We start from the raw sequence: 15,920 nt of genomic DNA on the forward strand, positions 1-15,920 counted from the left end.
ATCTAAAAAACAATAAAAAATACTAAAATTATTAGTATTTTTAACTAGATCCCATGGGCAAGCCACGGGGTGACACCGAGTCACGGTATGACAGTTTCTTCTTAATTCCCAACGGCCGTATCTATAATCTTTTCTGCCTCTGTACCGCTAATTTTTTCTTTATCATTCAGAATGAGATTAGCATTCTTTAAGTCATCTCCTATATGTTCCGCTCTTCCTTTTAAAACCTTAGCTAAAAACTGCTCGGCAAGAGCGTAATATGAGATTCGATTACCGGCTTTTGCAAATCCATGACCTTCATCTTTGTAAAGTGCATAAACTACCGGTATATGCTTTGCTTGCATGCTGTTTACAATCTGTTCTGATTCTGCCTGCACGACTCTCACATCGTGAACACCTTGTGCTATAAATAAAGGCTTTTTGATATTATCAACAAAATTAATCGGTGATCTTTGTCTTAAAAATTCTTTTTCTTCTTCAGTATCCCAAGGTCCTATACGTGTTTTATATATACTTAACAATGGTGTCATATAAGGAGCTTTAGATTGCACATGAGTTAATAAATTAGACATACCGACAACGTCAATACCGCAAGCAAATACGTCAGGCGTCATGGTAAGACCTACAAGCGTTGCATAACCTCCATAGCTTCCACCCATAATACAAACTTTGTCAGAATCAACTATATTATTCTTAATAGCCCAGTTAACACCATCAATTAAATCGGTGTGCATTTTACCGGCATATTCTAAATTACCGGCGTTTAAGAAATCTTTCCCAAAACCGGTAGAACCACGGTAATTTATACTTAAAACTGCGTAACCACGATTTGCAAGCCACTGATGCTCAGGATTGTATCCCCAGCTATCACGTACCCACGGACCGCCGTGGACATTTAAAATTAGAGGTACTTTTCTATCGGGTATATTATTTTTATCGAGCTTTACATCATTTGGAAAAGTGATATAGCTAACTAAATCAAGCCCGTCACGTGACTTGATAATTATCGGTATCATCTTAGCAAGATTATATTGCTCAAGTTCTTTGCGATTAGTAAATAAAAACTCAGCTTTTTTATTTGCCCTATCATATTTATAATATTTCACCGGTGCATTATCAGCCATATAAGCAACGATCCAAGTTTTATCGTCTAGCGTCCTACTATTAATAATTAAATCACCGCGATCAATAGATTGCAAATATTTAATATCATCTTCAATATCTTTATCTAATATTTTATATGAGACTCTATCATAATCTATAGATACTGCTTGCGGAGTTTGCTTTGTGGGATGAACTGTAAATAAGCCGATATCAGCTTTTGCATCTTCGGCTAATATTTCTTCACTACCTGTAGCTAGTGTTATAGCTTTAAGTGCGGAGGTATTACGATTACGTCCCTCTAGCATATATAAAGTTTCACCGCTAGCATCAAAACCAAGTATGGAAGTGTTAAAAGAATCTTCCATTGATATCTTAGTAAATAACTTTGGTTCTCCGTCTTTTAATTCATAATATTCAACAGCTCCGTCTTTATCTAGTAAGCTACCGAATCTTAAATTTAAATTTTCATCAGTTATATAATCAGTAAATCTATCATTTTTATAAATCAGTTCTTTTTCTAGAGTATCTAGATTTAATTTGTAAATATCAAAATATTCAGGATTACGCTCATTTAAATATATTAATATCTCATTTGGCTTCTTATGACTTGCTCCGGCTATTTGGGCTTTAACTCCTTTTGCAGGAGTAAGTAATTTTGTCTCTTTTGTCTCTATGTTATAGCTATAAATTCGGTCATTTTCATCACCGTTAAAATCTTGGGTATATAAAATATTTTTATTATTATAAGCTTTAGCATAAGACCAAATACCGCGTCCTTTATCATGGGTTATGGCTTCTGCTTTACTAATATCATCTGAGGGTGCTAGCCAAATGTTTAATACACCGTCTTTCGGTGCAACATATAGAATATATTTGCCGTCGTGGGTTAGAGAAACCCTTGCTTTATCAGGGTTACCGAATAAAACTTTTCTGGGGATTATTTGATTGTTATCCGTTATCGTTTGAAACATAAAAATACCGACACTTATTATTAATATAGTGCCTATAATATAGAAAATTTTACTCATTACTAATAGTTTGTTATTTAGTTTTATAGTCTTTTGATGTCATTCCCGCTTCCGCGGAAATGACATTCAGAAAATATAATTGCTACACTCTCTCAATATTGCTTAAAAACCAATCAACTTCTTTGGTATTAGCATTACGTGTAAATGTCCATTCTTCTTTTAAATCTTCGATTTTGTCAACTACATTTTTACCTTGAAATAGTAATTTAATAAATATGTTATTACCGAACATGTAAATTTCTGAATATTTTGCACTTAAAGCCGATGAGTCAAAAAAATCACCATAGGACGGTGTTATTTTTTCAAATTCTTCCAAATATCTTTTATCTATCAGCTCAGATAATTCTTTAGCATCTTTTTTATAAGCAGCTTCTATAATCATTTGAAAAGCAGTTTTAGCATTATTTATGAATTTAACCGGATCAAAGGAGTAAAGGCGTTTATGGACTTGTTCCATTCCATCTACGATCGCAGTTATATTATGTTCTACTATTATATCTTTAAAAGCTTTAATATCTTGGGCTGTTGGAATATTTTTTTCTTCTTTATTAGATTTAACTATACTGTAAGTTACGTCCTTAATAATCGGTTCGCCAAAATAAGATTTTTGCTTTGTCTGTTCCTCTTCTGAAGTAGAACCGAGAGTCGTAATTAATTTGTTGATAATGTAAAAGGCAATAACGGCAAAAATTAATAACTCTATTATTTGAGGAGACATTTTCTATTTATTTTTATTAAAAGATTATTTTTATATTTTAATATAAAAAAATAATCTTTTAAAGTTATTTAATAAAAATAAGGATTTATTTTTATTTGAGTTATACTTAAAATTTAAAAAATCACTAAAATATCTTGATTATTTTAATTATTATGATATTTATCATTTTGTAAATGATGTTTAAACTCCATCATTGCAAAACATTTATTTATAGCCTTTAGTCCATTTATGTTAGGGGGCTGTTGTACTAAAGCTTAATTTTTAAGCGTTTTTAGTATAACGGATAATTATTGTTTTCAATGATTGCGTTTATCCCCTAGCACCTATCTATTCACTTTTAATTGATGAATGAACTGGCGAGCTGGTAATTCAATTTTATAATGCAACATAGTAGCTATTGTAACCGAAGTAGCAAATTTAAGCCATAAAGGAGTTGGATAAATCCAGTAATATGCTACAAAAAATTCTGTAGTTAAAACAGAAAGGTATAAAGCATATGAAATTTGATCTAGAAAATATGTTATTGGATTACCGAAAATAAGTGTACTTAATCCTGAATCATTAGATGTTCCAATAATTATTAAGGATGAGCCAACTGCAAGCCACCAAAGTGTTTCTGCATTAATTATAATAAAAATATAAGCAAAAACAGCAATTCCTACAAATGTAATAATATCATAAATAATATAATTAAGTTTCAAAGATTTTATATATTTTGTAATAAAAAATGTTATACAACCAAAAATAAATACACCTAAAAACATTATTAAGCTTTTACCGTAAGCAAAGTGTACTCTTTCGTCTAATATGGGTCTGCAGCCATTGCAAAGCATAAGGAGCAGAAATTATCCCATAAGATATAAATAACAAGATTATCAATAACTTAATTATTGATAATCTTTGCATCAATGATATTAAAAAAGGAAATAATTAATATGCAAACATTGCCGTACGTATTGTAGTACATGAAGGTTGATTCCAAGATACTAAATCCGTGAACCCCCATGCTTGAATAAGGAACACATTATAAAAGCATAAATAAATGTAAGGGATAAACTCTGGCAATACGTGCAAATAAAAAACTTTTATAACTAACGGGGTATGCGTATAAAATCTAGTATTATATACATAACATAAAATAAAGCCGGATAACACAAAAAATATTACAACCCCAAGACTGCCAAGTCTTGCTATATTCATTCCAATTGAGTTACCTAATTATATGTGGCGTGTTAAGAAGAATACCCATAATGCAGTATACCCGCGTAAACCTGTTAATCCTTTTATTTCTTTTAAGTTATCTATTTTGTTATGCCATATTTAAGTTATAACATTACTGATTAAAATATGGCATGATACAATAACCTAAATATTAAAACAATTTATTAATAATAATTTTTTTAATAAATTATTAGATTCTTATATTCAGAGATCTTTTAATAAGTGTGCCACTTTTATAGCATTATCAAATCCGTGATCGTAATGAAATCTTATATCAGGCGAGAATTTCATATTTATTTTATTAGTAATAAAATTTCTGATAGCATTTTTAGAATTATTTAATGCATCCATAATTTCATCTATTGTTAGTTTAGTATTAAAAGGCAAGAAATAACAATTAGCTATTTTGAGATCAGCAGTAACTATAACTTTCGTAATAGTGAGAGGACAATCAAAAAGTCTGCTATCCAGCATTTTGCCACGCCTTAGAATTTCTATTAATGCTTCATTTATAATGCTTGCTAATTTTTGTTGTCTATGAGAATGAGTTTTGGTTAATTTTTTCATGCGTTAAAAAATATATACAATTCTAAGGCATAATAGCATGCTTTTGCCAAACAACCAATACCTAAAAATTTTAGAAATTTTGTTTTAAAAAAACCGGAGAATAAAGAAATAAAGCTTCCCCAAAAAGCAAATGCCATTAAGAAAATTATAAATATCTCATATTTATAATATAGTTTTGTTAAATTTTTATGTCTTAAAATATTTTGTGTATTTTTGGAAGCATAAAAGATATTTAAAACTATTTTTCCAAAAATATAATTGATTGCATTACCGCTAAGAGAAGCACAAATAGCTACTAACAGCATTATTAAACTATTATAGCCTCCGAACATTTTCATAGAATGAAATATTAATTCATTCTGAAAACCTATAACAAGATTTGAGACAAAACTATCAACAAATAATAAACTATATGCTTCAAATTGATTCATGAATGTAATATATTGAATTTTGATTAGGGGTATTAATCGTCATTGCGAGGAAAAACTGTAAGTTTTGACGAAGCAATCTCATGCCAAAATCCTGAGATTGCCATAACCCTTACTATCTAACACCAAAATAAAGTAACTGACAATGAAAAAGCAAATTATTTATCCTGATTTTATAGCACGAATTTTTTCTACAGCACTTGATTTATCAGTATTTGCCTTTATAGCAATCCCAATATCACAATTTTGTTCTTTTAATTTATTATGGTTGTTCTTTAATGATTACTTCCTTAGCAATAACATTAATCTTCATAATCCCAATGAAATGTTTAACTCGGTTATGAGTCAGGAATTTTATGAATATCTTAAAGCAGGAAATTTTAATAAATATATTTTGTTTAATATTTCAATTTTTGCTACTAATATATTAGTAATAGGCTCATACTTCATAACGCTTTGGTATTATAAAGGTGCAACGCTTAGTAAAATGTTTTTACGTATGAAAATCGTAGATGCCGTAACATTAAATCGTCCGACCTTAAAGCAGTTAATTAAAAGATTTTTAGGGTATATGACTTTTCCTATCGGTATTTTTTTCATACTTTTTTCTTCTAAAAAACAAGCATTACATGATAAAATAGCCGGAACCGTCGTTATTAAGTCTTAAATATACTCCTAAGTAATAGACGAAGTTTAATTTGGAAAAGAGCAAGGAGTATATAAGGTGAGGAGCGGAGCATATACACTTAATAGGTGAGTACCGCAGTTCTTATAATACGACGTAGCTCATTTTTCAAATTAAACGAGTATATTTATGAATGAAACAAATGATAATGATATAGATCAGCTAATTTATCTTTTTTCAAAATTACCCGGTCTTGGTATTAGATCGGCAAGGCGTATAGCGCTTTACCTATTGCAAGATAAAGACATAAGGTTAAAAAGCCTGATTAATAATCTTGTAGAGATAGATAAGAAAATAGTAAAATGCGAGATTTGCGGTAATATGGATACGGAAAATATGTGCCGTATTTGTTCTTCTGAATATAGAGATAAATCAATTATTGCTATTGTCGAAACTGTGGCTGAATTATGGGCAATGGAGCGTAGCGGTAATTTTAAAGGTTTATATCATGTACTCGGTCATAATTTATCGGCAACTAGTAGACAAAACCCTAGCATACTTCGGTTACCTGAACTACTTACAAGATGTTTTGCAGAAAATATTAAAGAAGTTATTATTGCTACTAATTCTACTTTAGAAGGTCAGACTACTGCTTATTTTATTACAGAATATTTAAAAGAGCATCCTGCTAAAATTTCTCGCCTTGCTAGCGGTATACCTATCGGAGGTGAACTTGATTATTTAGACGAGGGTACCGTATCTGCCGCTATTAACCTACGCCAACCTTTTGAGTAAAAATTAATAATTTTATTAAAGTTATAGTGAATCTTGATGAAATTCTAGATGATGTTCGCCGGCGAATTTTATTACATCATTATGATTTCCTTGATGATCAAAATGTATCAGTAATTCACCTTGTTCGTTTGAATGTAATATATTTGTGAATAAACGCTGGTCACCATCAATTTTAATGTCAACTACTTTTTACCGATAAATTTAACGCCGTTATCCCCCTGTTGTCTATATATTATATCTTTCTTTAAGGCATTTATAAATTTATTACATTGATTCTTATCTAGTCTCAATGGCTTCCTGATTTTTATTATCATATTGTAAAATTTCCTCAACTTTCTTTAACGCTAAGTTGTATTTCTTAATTGCGATTAAACAAGTGATAATCTTATTAATTTTTTCTATAGCTTGTGCTTGTGCAAAATTAAGGTTGCTAACAAGAGCTTCGATATGAATTTGGTTAATATATTCTTCAGGATTTATAAAAATTCTATTGCCTGGAAGATATTACTAAGATATGGAGTTATTTTATTTTTAGGTATTTTTTGTATAAATTGTTTAGCTAATTCATATTGTTTGGTATATAAGGCTGTTGTAGATAGTAATATAACACCACTAATAGAGTTGCTAATTTCGATTCACTCATCCTTTAGTCAAAATTTTGATATCTGTAGGAGCATTTTTGATTAAATTTTTTGTTGCTGTTGCCCTTTCGTTAAGTAAATAAATATTAAATAAGCTATAGATTGATGAAGCGCTATCGTTTGGTCGATCCTTTAAAATGCGTAATAATTGTTCTTCGTCTAATGATAATTTTCCTGTATTATTATTATAGGCTACTGATAGATTATAACGGCAAAAATAGATGAATTTACTTTCCTGTTTTTACTCATTGTTTACTAGATTCGCTGGTCGTGGTGCAAGTAATGTTATTATTTCATCATATTTTTTGGTAGCAAGCAATATTTCAGAAAAAGAGCCTAGAATAGCAAAATCTTCTATATTTGCTAATTGTTTAATAATATCAGGTTGAAATTCAGGTTTTACAAATAATAAAATTTCTGCAATAAAATTAGATATTTTTGATACCATTTCTCCTTGAGTTTTAAGTAAATTTAAAACTATAGGTGCTGATTTAAGTATATCTTTAGCTACTTCTTCCATTAATGCAATATTCTTTTCTACTACGGCTAAACGAAAAATATTTTCCTTAGCGATAAATTTATTGATAATCTTAGTGATAGGGTTAGAAGAATTGGAGCTAGGTTTGTATTCAAAAAATATTTCTACTTTAGAATTTTTATTAATTAAAGCATTATATTCACTAATCTCATACTCTTTAAATAACTCATGATTTTTAAGTTCTTCGTAACTGTATTTTTTAATACACATTCCAATAGCTTTTTTGGGGTTTTTACCTCTTTTATCTTCTTAATTGCTAAATTAGCAAATTCTGAATTTTTTATTTCTTCAATAGTTCTTAAATAATTATTTTTTATATCAAAATTCTTAACTATTGCTGAGTACAATTCTATAGCTGTATTTAAGGTAATATTGGAGCTTTACGTGATAACCATAAAATATGGTTATTTTCAGAAAAGTTAATAGAAGACTTGATTTCATATATGATGCCTAGTTATTTTTAACAAGGCATCATACATTAGTTTAATTCTTAGTCAAAAAATTATTAATATTTTTTAATAATTACCCACCAAATTGCTCTTTAATAATTCTATCTTCCAGCGTATGGTTTTTATTAAAGAGCAGTTTGACAGGCTTATCCTTAGTAGATTTAACGGTAACATTTGTGATATTATTAAACTCCTGAAAGTCGGCAGTAGCATTTACCGGTCGTTTATTTGTATTAAGTATTTCAAATTTAATCGTAGCAGATGCAAGCAGTAAAGCACCGTGCCATCTACGCGGTCTAAATGAGCAGATAGGGGTTAGGCATAACATGTTTGACTCAAGCGGTAAAATAGGACCGCTGGCAGATAAATTATAAGCACTACTTCCGGCAGGTGTTGCAACTAAAGCTCCGTCTGCTACTAATTCGCTCATTCTCTCTATCCCGTTTACTTCTATTCTAAATTTAGCAGCTTGATTAGTTTTACGAAATATCGATACTTCGTTAATAGCAAGTGCCGTATATATTTGACCGCTCGTATCTTCGACTTGCATAAGAAGAGGATTTAGGATAGAAACCGTACTTTCGTGTATATTTTGTAATAATTTTTTGGTATCTAAAGGATTCATTAAAAAGCCGAGGCTTCCTAAATTAACTCCGTAAAAAGGTATATTAAGATGCATATAGCGGTGAATATTATGTAGTAATTCTCCATCCCCGCCTATTACGATAATGACCTCCGCTTCCTCTATTTTACAATAATTATAGAGTTTTTTTATTTCCTCTATAATAGCTAAATGTTTGGAATTGTGGTTATAAATCAATGCTATTTTATTTATATTCATTATATGAATTTCTTTTTTAATATATAGACGCTTAACTAATAATAAGTTATAAGAATAAAATAATAAAATAAATATTAAGTTAAATTATGTCATCATTCAACATCAAAAATCATAAAAATGATCTGCTATTTGTACCGCTAGGCGGATCTAATGAAATAGGTATGAATCTTAATCTTTACCATTATCAAGGTCAATGGTTAATGATTGATTGTGGTAGCGGTTTTGCCGATGATTATTTACCCGGTGTTGATATGATAATTGCTGATAGCAGCTTTATCGAGAAATATAAAAAAGATATAGTAGGTCTGATTTTAACTCATGCTCACGAGGATCATTTAGGTGGAGTCCAATATTTATGGAATAGACTTAAATGTCCTATTTATATTACTACTTTTACAGCAAATTTTCTAAAAATTCGTTTAAATGAATATGATTTTGCTAAAAATATAAAAATTCATGAAGTAAAACCCGGTAGTAAAATAAATCTAGATCCTTTTTCCTTAGAGATGGTGCCACTGACTCACTCGGCTCCTGAAATGCAAGCAATTATGATCCGTACGGATGCAGGTAATATTTTACATACGGGGGATTGGAAATTTGATAACGATCCGATACTTGGGAAAAAAGCCGATGAGGAGCTTTTAAAATCTTACGGAGATGAAGGGGTTCTTGCACTTGTTTGTGATTCAACTAACGTATTTAATAAAGGAAGCTCAGGTTCTGAGGGGGATGTTAGAAAAAGTTTAGTAGATATTATAGCCGGTTGTCCTCAAATGGTAGTAGTTTCAACCTTTGCCTCTAATTTAGCACGGCTTGATACAATAATTCATGCTGCAGGGCTTGCGGGTAGAAAAGTAGTCTTAACCGGTAGAAGTTTGCACCGTATGATGCTTGCTGCGCAGGAAAGTGGCTATTTGAAAGATATTGCTCCTCTGATTAGTGAACGTGATGTTAGCAGATTTAGAAGAGAAGAATTATTAGTAATTGCTACCGGTTGTCAAGGTGAGCCTATGGCTGCTACCGCAAAACTGGCTAGTAATTCTCATCCGTCTATAAAGCTTGTTCCTAAGGATACAATGATTTTTTCTTCAAAAATTATTCCGGGTAATGAAAAGAAAATATTCAGGCTATTTAATATATTTGTTAAAGCCGGTGTAGAAGTTATTACCGAGCGAGACCATTTTGTACATGTTTCAGGACATCCATCGATTGACGAGCTACAAAAAATGTATTCTCTAATTAGACCGAATATTTGTATACCTGTTCACGGCGAGCCTGTACATATTCATGAACATGTTAAGCTTGCTAAGAAAAACGGCATAAAACAGGTAGTAGAGGTTGAAAATGGTAGTGTAGTACTGCTTGAACCTAATAATGCAAAAGTAATTTCAAAGGTTGAAAACGGTTATTTAGCTGTTGACGGTAATTATTTGCTGCCCGTTGAATCTCCGATTTTCAAAGCTAGAAGACGTATGCGTGAGTCGGGTATCGTGGTAGCATCAGTAGTCATTAATAAAAAAGGACTACTTGCTGCAAACCCAATGCTGTCTATGCCCGGGCTGCTTGATCCGAAAGAGGATATGGCATTAGTTAACCTCATTAAAAACGACATTAAAGAACTTGTTACCATTCAAAATAAACAGGCTAAAAAAGCATTGTCGGATGAACAAGTAATCGAGGCAATAAAAGGAACAATCCGTAAAACCTTAAAACAAGAAATTAATAAGTCACCCGTTATAATAGTAAATCTTGAGAAAGCTGTGGAGTAGTGCAATTTCGCTCAATGTCATTCCCACAGAAGCGGGAATCCAGAAACACAACTTCAATATTGATACAGAAGTTACATATTTGATAAAAAAACCATATAAAAACTTGTTTTTATATGGTTTTACTGGATTCCCGCCTTCGTGAGAATGACATAAACAAGCCAAGCAACGATACCTACAAACCTGTAAGTGACAAAGAAAAAATAAGCACATGAACAAATTTAAAAATATTGCGGTGTATGGGGGAGGGAGTTTCGGTACTAGCCTTGCTTCTTTAGCAGCACAAAACTGTAATAACGTTACTTTATTTTTACGTGATGAGGCAATAGCAAAGGAAATTTTACATAACAAAACTAATGTAAAATATTTAGGGGATATTAAATTACCTGCTCATTTACAGGCTACTACAAACTTAGATATAATTAAGGATTTTGAACTAATTATTATTGCATTGCCGTCTTACGCTTTTGATGACTCAATAAAATTATTAAAAACTCACAGCATTTCTAAAGACAATACTCTTCTAATTGCAACAAAAGGCTTTGCCCGTAATCCTACCGCATTACTTTCAGATAGGTTAAAAACTCTATTACCGTATAACCCTACAGCGTTTTTTGTAGGTCCGAATCTAGCAAAAGAACTTGCTAAAAATTTACCTGCTTCGGCAAGTATTGCAAGTTTAGATATAGATATAGCAAATAAAATAGCTTATAACCTAAGTTCAAAAATTTTTACTACTAATGTGTCAAGCGATATTGTAACATTACAGGTAGCAGGAGCTTTAAAAAATATTTTTGCTATTAAAAGCGGGATTGATTTAGCAAGAAAGCAGGGCGAAAATGCAAGAGCAACGCTTATAGTAGCTGCCTTAAAAGAAATTGCTATTTTGTCGAAAGCGTTAGGTGGTATGCAAAAAAATTCTGATATTTTACTAGAGGGCGTAGTAGGCGATTTAGTGCTTACTTGTTATTCGTTAGGTTCACGTAATACAAAATTTGGTTATGAACTTGGAATTAGTAGCGATAAAAAGAAATTTTTACAGGAATATAAAGAGCTAGCAGAGGGAAGAGAAGCATTAAAATTAGTTTTGGATTTGATAAAAAAATATAATTTACATATGCCTATAATTTCCGAAGTAGCTTCGTGTGTTATTCCTTATGTCATTCCTGCAAAAGCAGGAATGACATAGGTATCCACGCAACAATGCCTCCGCGGGAATGACATATGACTCCACGCGAGCAATACCAATAAATATGAAAATTTCATATTAAATTAGATACCTTAAATCACATAAAGTTTTTAAAATTTCAATTAGAAATTTATTTTGGTCTGATGCAGTAAAAATCTTTACAAAATTTAGTGAAAAAAATAAAACCTCATATATTATAAGTAATTATATCTTTAGCTCATTACATGATAATCTTTAGTATAGTTTTTTTTAAAACCGTTTCGGTATTATTAAGTGTAGTAATAGGATTTTTAGCAGGTAAATATTCAAATGTTGAAAGAGATAGTATCTCTTCGTTACTATTCTATTTTATATCGCCTATAGTATTTTTTACGATACCTGCTAGTACAACCTTAACACTTGCGGCATTAAGCGTTACGGTTGTAACATTTGTAATTGCAACACTCTTATCGCTCTTTTCTTATTATTTTTTTGGTAAATTTTGGCAGGATCATACACGTAATATTATAGCTTTGTCTGCAGGTACGGCCAATGGCGGGTATTTTATGTTGCCTATAGCTGCAGCACTTTTTGATGATTATACATTAAGTATTTACATGATGGCTGTTATAGGAGTGAATATTTATGAATGTTCCGTCGGCTTTTATATTTGTATGAGGAGCTTTGCTAATACCACCGATAGTATATTAAAAGTAGTAAAATTACCGATTTTAAACGCTTTTTTCTTGGGATGTTTATTTAGTTTTTGCGGTTTTGCTTTACCGGATTTTTTAGATGATTTTATATATAATATGAAAGGCTCTTTTTCGATACTCGGTATGGTGATGGTGGGTCTTGCTCTTTCGTCTCTACAAAAATTTGAAGTCGATATCAAATTTACTCTTGCTACTTTTGCTGCTAAATTTCTATTCTATCCTTTGGGAGTAGGGTTATTTATCATGTTTGATCATTTTGTAACAAAATGGTATAACAATGATTACTATAATGCCCTAAAACTACTTTCTACGGCACCACTCGCAGCAAATACTATAGTTATAGCGAATTTACAGAAATTTTACCCTGAAAAAGTTGCAGCTACTGTGTTTTTATCTTTGCTTTTTGTAGTTATATATATGCCGACCATGGTTAGTATATTTTTAAGTGACTTAAATTAATAACATGATGACAATTGATGACAATGATTTTTTTACAATTTATTCTAAATTGGTATTAATAGGTTCATATGAAAATTAATTCAATAAAAATTGGTCCCTATATTAATTTATTACCTCTTCAATATATACCGAAACATAAAATTTCTTATTTGGAATTCGGTGATCCTAAAAATAAAAATATAATAGTATGTGCTCACGGTTTAACTAGAAATGCTCATGATTTTGATAAAATAGCTAAAGAGTTGAGTAAAAATTATAGAGTAATTGCAATAAATTATCCCGGTCGCAGTGATAGCGAAAATTTTAAAAAAGCTAATCATTATAACTATACGACTTATATTAAAGATACGTTATTTTTTTTAAAAAGGCTAAATATCAAAAATCCTATTTGGCTTGGTACTTCAATGGGCGGTATTATAGGTATGATACTTGCCAGTAAATATAAAAATATTTTTAAAGCCTTAATATTAAATGATATAGGGGCGTTTATTGATGCTGCTCCTTTAATTAAAATTGGAGGTTATGCTAAAAAAACGATACTCTTAGATGATTTGGCTAGTGCAAAAGAACATTTAAAACTTATTTATGCACAAAGCGGTATTAAAGATGAAGAAGATTGGGATTATTTAACAAAATATAGTGTAATTTCTACATTCGGCGGAAAATATAAAATGAATTATGATCCTGCTATAACAAAAGGAATGAAAAATGCTAGTAACCAGGAAGATATTAAACTATGGTCTGTATGGAATAAAATAAAATGTAGAATATTAGTAATTCATGGGATGAAATCTCAAATTTTAACAAAATCTACTATTAAAAAGATGAAAGAAACAAAAATTTTTGATCTTTATGAAATAAAATATGCCGGTCATGCTCCTTCTCTAATGAACCCTGAAGAAATTAACTATGTCAAATCTTGGTTAGAAAAGAAGTCTTAGATTGTATGACCTTGTATATTGTACGAACGTTCAGGATGTCATTCCCGCGGAAGCGGGAATAAAATAACCTTAATCTTAGTACAAAAATTACATATTTAATACAATAAACATATAAAAAAACTGTTTTTTATATGTTTTTCTGGATTCCTGCTTTCGCATGAATGACATAGGCATCATTTAAATTAATAAATAATAATTATGAAAATTACTACTAAAGTACTAATAATAGGTTCAGGACCTGCGGGCTTAAGTGCCGCTATTTATACAGCTAGAGCTGCTTTAAAACCAATATTAATAAATGGTATGCAGCCAGGCGGGCAGCTTACAATTACCACCGATGTTGAGAACTATCCAGGATTTGCGGAAACGGTGCAAGGACCTTGGCTTATGGAGCAGATGTATATGCAGGCTAAAAATGTCGGTACGGAAATTGTTAGTGATTACGTAGAAAAGGTGGATTTATCAAAAAGACCTTTTAAAGTATTTACAGGAGCAGGAAATGAATATGACGCGGAGAGCATAATCATTTGTACCGGTGCGGAAGCAAAATGGCTTGGTATAGCTTCAGAGCAGAAATTTCGTGGTTTTGGTGTTTCGGCATGTGCTACTTGCGATGGTTTCTTTTTTAAGAATCAAGAAATAGTTGTAGTAGGGGGAGGAAATAGTGCAGTAGAAGAAGCTTTATACTTAACCAATCATGCTAACAAAGTCACTATAGTGCATAGAAGAGATAGTTTTAGAGCTGAGAAAATATTACAGGATCGATTATTTAAAAATTCTAAAATATCAGTAATTTGGGATCATGTAGTAGATGAGATTGTAGGTAGCAATAAACCAAAATCCGTTACTGGAGTTAAAATTCAAAATGTTCACACCAAAGAGATTAGTTTATTGAATTGTAGTGGTGTATTTATAGCTATTGGGCATGCACCGAATACGGGGCTATTTACCGGACAAATTGTAATGGATGACGATAATTATATCATCACGAAGTCAGGTACTACTAGAACTAGTGTAGAAGGTGTTTTTGCTGCTGGTGACGTTCAGGATAAAATTTATAGACAAGCAGTAACTGCTGCAGGAACAGGCTGTATGGCGGCTCTTGAGGCTGAAAAATTTCTAAATAAATAATTTAGATTTTTTAGCTGTAAATTAACATATAAGTTAATAAAAAATTGTTGCATTTAGTAAGACACTTATTATAGTCATTGTGTATTAATTTAATTAGGTACAAATATATAATGTATAATGACTTGGAACAAATATACCACCACAAAAACAAAATATTGATACATATCCATTACTTATGAAATTTTTAGTTGGATGAGGTAGTTTTAACATACAAAATTTAGAAGCATTGAAACATGCTAATTTAGAAATAGAGCTAGCAGAAGCCGCATTTTCAAAAAAATTTTTAATATATTCTGCAATAAAATTTTACTTAAATCATTTTTATCCAAATAGCCAAAGTGAAAAATTTACAGAGCTAGAAATAACCGGAGTTAGATATGATCAAGTGATAAAGGCTCCTGATATTAGGTTAGCTACCGATAAGCCTACGACTACTAATATATTTAAAAATTTGACTTTGGACTCAATATGTTACATCAGAATTGGATTTTTAATGGAGATGACTCAAATGGTTGGCTGTTAGCAAGTATAAATCTTAATAAAGGCGGTTATTTAATAACTTAGAAAAAGTATTTCTCTCAGCTGTGATCTCTTTAGAGTCACAATGAATAAATCCTAAGAAAAAATATTACTCTGATATTTCATCTGAGGTTATTGAGTATGCATGGGGAAATATTAAAGGAGTTAAAGGTAATTATTTAGAGCCATTCAAGAATTTAATAGCTTTTGGCAAAGAAGAAATAAGTCCCTCTGAGTTATGGGTTAAAATAGCTGAGGCTATAAA

The 15,920-nt window shown here is 30.9% G+C and carries 16 protein-coding genes and 1 pseudogene; 8 read left to right on the forward strand and 9 right to left on the reverse strand.

Annotated elements, in window-relative coordinates; all coding sequences use genetic code 11:
* Positions 1-101: 101 nt before the first annotated feature.
* The 6 genes and pseudogenes from RC_RS03055 to RC_RS03075 all read right to left on the reverse strand — a co-directional run bounded on the left by RC_RS03055 (position 102) and on the right by RC_RS03075 (position 5,069).
* Positions 102-2,132: a S9 family peptidase gene (locus tag RC_RS03055; protein ID WP_010977234.1), complete on the reverse strand. Its 2,031-nt coding sequence runs from the start codon at positions 2,130-2,132 to the stop codon at positions 102-104.
* 82 nt (positions 2,133-2,214) lie between these two features.
* Complete coding sequence (locus RC_RS03060) at positions 2,215-2,850, reverse strand: Tim44 domain-containing protein (protein WP_010977235.1); 636 nt, start codon at positions 2,848-2,850, stop codon at positions 2,215-2,217.
* Between the two features lie 323 nt (positions 2,851-3,173).
* A complete protein-coding gene (locus RC_RS03065) occupies positions 3,174-3,683 on the reverse strand; it encodes a hypothetical protein (RefSeq protein WP_010977236.1) in 510 nt (169 codons plus the stop codon).
* 191 nt (positions 3,684-3,874) lie between these two features.
* Positions 3,875-4,099: pseudogene (locus tag RC_RS11005) on the reverse strand (hypothetical protein).
* Between the two features lie 176 nt (positions 4,100-4,275).
* Positions 4,276-4,638 carry a 30S ribosome-binding factor RbfA gene (gene rbfA, locus RC_RS03070; RefSeq protein WP_010977237.1) on the reverse strand — a complete coding sequence of 121 codons (363 nt, stop codon included), beginning with the start codon at positions 4,636-4,638 and terminating at the stop codon, positions 4,276-4,278.
* The gene (locus RC_RS03075) at positions 4,635-5,069 is read right to left on the reverse strand and encodes a YqaA family protein (RefSeq protein WP_010977238.1); all 435 of its coding nucleotides are present in this window, start codon (positions 5,067-5,069) and stop codon (positions 4,635-4,637) included. Before RC_RS03075 ends, rbfA begins: the two co-directional genes overlap by 4 nt.
* Positions 5,070-5,211: 142 nt before the next feature.
* On the opposite strand from RC_RS03075, the gene RC_RS03080 reads away from it, so the two are divergent.
* Complete coding sequence (locus RC_RS03080) at positions 5,212-5,733, forward strand: RDD family protein (protein WP_004995736.1); 522 nt, start codon at positions 5,212-5,214, stop codon at positions 5,731-5,733.
* A 147-nt stretch (positions 5,734-5,880) separates the two neighbouring features.
* Entirely contained in the window at positions 5,881-6,486 is a 606-nt protein-coding gene (gene recR / locus RC_RS03085) for a recombination mediator RecR (protein WP_010977239.1), read from the forward strand.
* Positions 6,487-6,668: 182 nt separating this feature from the next.
* Here the strand turns inward: recR and RC_RS10790 are convergent, their stop codons facing one another.
* From RC_RS10790 to RC_RS03095, 3 genes are all read right to left on the reverse strand, one after another.
* Positions 6,669-6,800 carry a hypothetical protein gene (locus tag RC_RS10790; protein ID WP_016830760.1) on the reverse strand — a complete coding sequence of 44 codons (132 nt, stop codon included), beginning with the start codon at positions 6,798-6,800 and terminating at the stop codon, positions 6,669-6,671.
* A 568-nt stretch (positions 6,801-7,368) separates the two neighbouring features.
* Positions 7,369-7,875, reverse strand: a complete 507-nt coding sequence (locus tag RC_RS10255) for a hypothetical protein (RefSeq protein WP_010977240.1) — start codon at positions 7,873-7,875, stop codon at positions 7,369-7,371.
* Between the two features lie 312 nt (positions 7,876-8,187).
* A complete protein-coding gene (locus RC_RS03095; RefSeq protein ID WP_010977242.1) occupies positions 8,188-8,955 on the reverse strand; it encodes an NAD kinase in 768 nt (255 codons plus the stop codon).
* A gap of 86 nt (positions 8,956-9,041) precedes the next feature.
* Between RC_RS03095 and RC_RS03100 the strand changes: the two genes are divergently transcribed.
* The 6 genes from RC_RS03100 to RC_RS03125 all read left to right on the forward strand — a co-directional run bounded on the left by RC_RS03100 (position 9,042) and on the right by RC_RS03125 (position 15,659).
* On the forward strand, positions 9,042-10,724 hold the full coding sequence (locus RC_RS03100) for a ribonuclease J (RefSeq protein WP_010977243.1): 1,683 nt from the start codon (positions 9,042-9,044) through the stop codon (positions 10,722-10,724).
* A gap of 208 nt (positions 10,725-10,932) precedes the next feature.
* A complete protein-coding gene (locus tag RC_RS03105; protein ID WP_010977245.1) occupies positions 10,933-11,910 on the forward strand; it encodes an NAD(P)H-dependent glycerol-3-phosphate dehydrogenase in 978 nt (325 codons plus the stop codon).
* A 224-nt stretch (positions 11,911-12,134) separates the two neighbouring features.
* Complete coding sequence (locus RC_RS03110) at positions 12,135-13,064, forward strand: AEC family transporter (protein WP_010977246.1); 930 nt, start codon at positions 12,135-12,137, stop codon at positions 13,062-13,064.
* Positions 13,065-13,132: 68 nt separating this feature from the next.
* Positions 13,133-14,005: an alpha/beta fold hydrolase gene (locus RC_RS03115; RefSeq protein WP_010977247.1), complete on the forward strand. Its 873-nt coding sequence runs from the start codon at positions 13,133-13,135 to the stop codon at positions 14,003-14,005.
* Between the two features lie 198 nt (positions 14,006-14,203).
* Positions 14,204-15,136 (forward strand): thioredoxin-disulfide reductase, encoded by a 933-nt coding sequence (gene trxB / locus RC_RS03120; RefSeq protein WP_004995725.1) that lies wholly within the window; start codon positions 14,204-14,206, stop codon positions 15,134-15,136.
* A gap of 226 nt (positions 15,137-15,362) precedes the next feature.
* A complete protein-coding gene (locus tag RC_RS03125) occupies positions 15,363-15,659 on the forward strand; it encodes a hypothetical protein (RefSeq protein WP_010977248.1) in 297 nt (98 codons plus the stop codon).
* Positions 15,660-15,920 lie beyond the last annotated feature (261 nt).

Source organism: Rickettsia conorii str. Malish 7, from assembly GCF_000007025.1.
In the GTDB taxonomy this organism is placed as follows: domain Bacteria; phylum Pseudomonadota; class Alphaproteobacteria; order Rickettsiales; family Rickettsiaceae; genus Rickettsia; species Rickettsia rickettsii.

Coding starts and splice junctions, on each gene's coding strand:
- RC_RS03055 (WP_010977234.1), bottom strand. CDS start 2,132: ATGAGTAAAATTTTCTATATTATAGGCACTATATTAATAATAAGTGTC.
- RC_RS03060 (WP_010977235.1), bottom strand. CDS start 2,850: ATGTCTCCTCAAATAATAGAGTTATTAATTTTTGCCGTTATTGCCTTT.
- RC_RS03065 (WP_010977236.1), bottom strand. CDS start 3,683: ATGCTTTGCAATGGCTGCAGACCCATATTAGACGAAAGAGTACACTTT.
- rbfA (WP_010977237.1), bottom strand. CDS start 4,638: ATGAAAAAATTAACCAAAACTCATTCTCATAGACAACAAAAATTAGCA.
- RC_RS03075 (WP_010977238.1), bottom strand. CDS start 5,069: ATGAATCAATTTGAAGCATATAGTTTATTATTTGTTGATAGTTTTGTC.
- RC_RS03080 (WP_004995736.1), top strand. CDS start 5,212: ATGAAAAAGCAAATTATTTATCCTGATTTTATAGCACGAATTTTTTCT.
- recR (WP_010977239.1), top strand. CDS start 5,881: ATGAATGAAACAAATGATAATGATATAGATCAGCTAATTTATCTTTTT.
- RC_RS10790 (WP_016830760.1), bottom strand. CDS start 6,800: ATGATAATAAAAATCAGGAAGCCATTGAGACTAGATAAGAATCAATGT.
- RC_RS10255 (WP_010977240.1), bottom strand. CDS start 7,875: ATGTGTATTAAAAAATACAGTTACGAAGAACTTAAAAATCATGAGTTA.
- RC_RS03095 (WP_010977242.1), bottom strand. CDS start 8,955: ATGAATATAAATAAAATAGCATTGATTTATAACCACAATTCCAAACAT.
- RC_RS03100 (WP_010977243.1), top strand. CDS start 9,042: ATGTCATCATTCAACATCAAAAATCATAAAAATGATCTGCTATTTGTA.
- RC_RS03105 (WP_010977245.1), top strand. CDS start 10,933: ATGAACAAATTTAAAAATATTGCGGTGTATGGGGGAGGGAGTTTCGGT.
- RC_RS03110 (WP_010977246.1), top strand. CDS start 12,135: ATGATAATCTTTAGTATAGTTTTTTTTAAAACCGTTTCGGTATTATTA.
- RC_RS03115 (WP_010977247.1), top strand. CDS start 13,133: ATGAAAATTAATTCAATAAAAATTGGTCCCTATATTAATTTATTACCT.
- trxB (WP_004995725.1), top strand. CDS start 14,204: ATGAAAATTACTACTAAAGTACTAATAATAGGTTCAGGACCTGCGGGC.